The organism is Streptomyces himalayensis subsp. himalayensis (genome assembly GCF_013778455.1).
In the GTDB taxonomy this organism is placed as follows: domain Bacteria; phylum Actinomycetota; class Actinomycetes; order Streptomycetales; family Streptomycetaceae; genus Streptomyces; species Streptomyces himalayensis.
On the sequence record NZ_JACEHE010000078.1, the window covers coordinates 1 to 2665 of the forward strand.

General features: G+C 69.9%; 3 protein-coding genes. All 3 read left to right on the forward strand.

Features of this window, described 5'->3' with window-relative positions; translation table 11 throughout:
- Positions 1–166 precede the first annotated feature (166 nt).
- The 3 genes from H1D24_RS41465 (at position 167) to H1D24_RS41475 (ending at position 2477) form a co-directional block, all read left to right on the forward strand.
- On the forward strand, positions 167–1183 hold the full coding sequence (locus tag H1D24_RS41465) for a zinc-dependent alcohol dehydrogenase family protein (protein ID WP_181662945.1): 1017 nt from the start codon (positions 167–169) through the stop codon (positions 1181–1183).
- 74 nt (positions 1184–1257) lie between these two features.
- Positions 1258–1923, forward strand: coding sequence for an SDR family NAD(P)-dependent oxidoreductase (locus H1D24_RS41470; protein ID WP_181662946.1), 666 nt, complete (start codon positions 1258–1260; stop codon positions 1921–1923).
- A 17-nt stretch (positions 1924–1940) separates the two neighbouring features.
- On the forward strand, positions 1941–2477 hold the full coding sequence (locus H1D24_RS41475; RefSeq protein WP_181662947.1) for a cyclophilin-like fold protein: 537 nt from the start codon (positions 1941–1943) through the stop codon (positions 2475–2477).
- Positions 2478–2665: the final 188 nt, after the last annotated feature.

The following is a 2665-nucleotide window of genomic DNA, read 5'->3' on the forward strand; positions in this document are numbered from 1 at the left end:
ACACCAGGGCATGGGGGGAGAATTTCCTCCCAGGATGTGTCTTTCCCAGGATGGATTCCTTCGCTTTTCGCATCTGCCGTGGCGTGTGAGGCTCGATCCGACCGGCCGGCACCATCCGGTGTTCCGGGCCGAGGCATTCACCCCTCGCACCGAAGGAAGCACCACCATGCGCGGAGCAGTCATCTACGCCCCCGGCGACGTTCGCTTTGAGGAGCGCGGCGACCCGACGATCACCAAGCCGACCGACGCGATCATCCGCACGGTCGCCACCTGCGTGTGCGGCTCGGACCTCTGGGCCTTCCGCGGTCTGGAGCCCGTGGACGAACCCCACCCGATGGGTCATGAGTACGTCGGGATCGTCGAGGAGGTCGGAAGCGAGGTCACCTCGGTCACGCCGGGACAGTTCGTGGTCGGCTCCTTCGCCACCTCGGACAACACCTGCCCGAACTGCCTGGGCGGCTGGCAGTCCTCGTGCCTGCATCGCGAGTTCATGAGCACCTGCCAGGCCGAGTACGTCCGCATCCCCAACGCCCACGGCACTCTCGTCGCCACGGACGAGCACCCGGACGACGTGTTCGTGCCCAGCCTGCTCGCCGTCTCCGACGTGATGGGCACCGGCTGGTACGCGGCCGTCGCCGCCGAAGTGAAGCCCGGCTCCACCGCAGTCGTCGTCGGCGACGGCGCAGTCGGCCTGTGCGGCGTCATCGCCGCCAAGGAACTCGGGGCCGAGCGGATCATCGCCATGAGCCGCCACGAGCCCCGCCAGAAGCTCGCCCTGGAATTCGGCGCCACGGACATCGTCACCGAACGCGGCGAAGAAGGCATCGCCCGCGTCAAGGCCCTCACCGGCGGCATCGGCGCCGACTCCGTGCTGGAGTGCGGCGGCACCCTGGAGGCCATGCAGCAGGCCCTGCGCTCCACCCGGCCCGGCGGCAACGTCGGCTTCGTCGGCGTCCCGCACGACGTGGCGATCGACGGCCAGGAGCTGTTCTTCTCCCACGTCGGCCTGCGTGGCGGCCCCGCCCCCGTACGCCGCTACCTGCCCGACCTGATCGACCGGGTCCTGACCGGCCGCATCAACCCGGGCAAGGTCTTCGACCTCACCCTGCCCCTGGAGCAGGTCGCCGAGGGCTACAAGGCCATGGACGAGCGCCGCGCTATCAAGGCCCTCCTCACCCCCTAACTGGCAATGCCTTCTTGCCTGGGGCTGGGCCACCAGCCCCGGAGACTCGACCCGCACCTCGACAAGGACTCACCGTGACCACCCTCGCCCTCATCGGCGCCGGCCCCGGCCTCGGACTCGCCACCGCGCGCTGTTTCGGAGCCGCAGGCCACTGCGTCGCCCTCATCTCCCGCAGCCCCCAGCACCAGGACAATCTCGCAGCCGAACTGGCCCGCCACAACGTCCAGGCCCGAGGCTTCACCGCCGACGTCCTCGACCCCGCCTCCCTCACCGAGGCTCTGCACACCGCCGCCGACACCCTGGGGCCCATCGAGATTCTGCAGTACAGCCCGGTGCCGCGCGGTGACTTCATGAAGCGGGTCCTCAACACGAGCGCCGACGACCTCGACGACCCGCTGGCCTTCTCCGTCAAGGGCCCCATCACGGCGGTGAACACCGTCCTGCCCGGCATGCGCGCGCTCGGGCGCGGCACCCTGCTGTTCGTCAACGGCGGCAGCGCCGTACGCCCCCACCCAGACCGTGCCGGCACCTCGATCGCCTTCGCCGCCGAGAGCGCCTACGCCCAGATGCTCCACGATGCGCTCGCGCCGGAGAACATCCACGCCGCGCAGCTGATCATCCCCGGAGCCATCCGGTACGACGTCGAGCACAGCAGCCCCGACGCCCTGGCCCAGCGCCTGCACGACATCCACACCGAGCGGACCGGCTTCCGGCACTACGCCGAGCCCCTGCCCGACTGACCCACTGGACGACCCTCATGAACTCTGCAGCCCGCCGTGCCCTGGTCCGCGCGGTCCCGGCAGCCGCTCTGCTGCTGGCCGTGACCGCCTGCAGCAACGACTCACCCGAAGCCACTCCGTCCTCCGCGCCCTCCTCATCGGCGCCCTCAGCGCGCCAGGGGACACCGACATCCACCACACCATCCGACTCCGACAGGAAAACCGCCATGGACATCCGGGTCACCATCGACGGCCGCCCCGTCGACGCCGCCTTGAACGACAGCCCTGCCGCCCGCGACCTCGCCGAACTGCTCCCGCTCAGGCTGGATCTGGAGGACTTCCACCAGACGGAGCGGATCGCGGACCTGCCGCGCAGGCTGACCACCTCCGGCGCTCCCGAGCCGACTGCACCCAAGGCCGGTGACCTGGCCTACTACGCGCCCTGGGGCAACCTGGCCCTCTTCTACAGCGACGGCGACTCCGCATCCGCCGACCTGCTCATCCTCGGCCACATCGACGCCGACACCGACCGGCTCGCCACGGCCGACCGCATCACCATCGAAGCCGCCTCCTGACCGTTCCAATTAAGTGAGCAGGAGTGAGTCTTGGACCCATACCTGGTCACTGCGGACATCCCGAACGGTGTTGGGTGCCCGACTGGTTCCCCGCTTTCGCTTCCTGCTCGGCGACGGCACTCCAGTCGCGCGGTCCGTGGCAGGCGGGCGGGGTCCCTCGCGTCCTGGGGTGCCCGGTGCGGCCTGGA

What these genes read in the sequence shown, in the direction of transcription:
- H1D24_RS41465 (WP_181662945.1), top strand. Translation starts at nt 167, where the DNA reads ATGCGCGGAGCAGTCATCTACGCCCCCGGCGACGTTCGCTTTGAGGAG.
- H1D24_RS41475 (WP_181662947.1), top strand. Translation starts at nt 1,941, where the DNA reads ATGAACTCTGCAGCCCGCCGTGCCCTGGTCCGCGCGGTCCCGGCAGCC.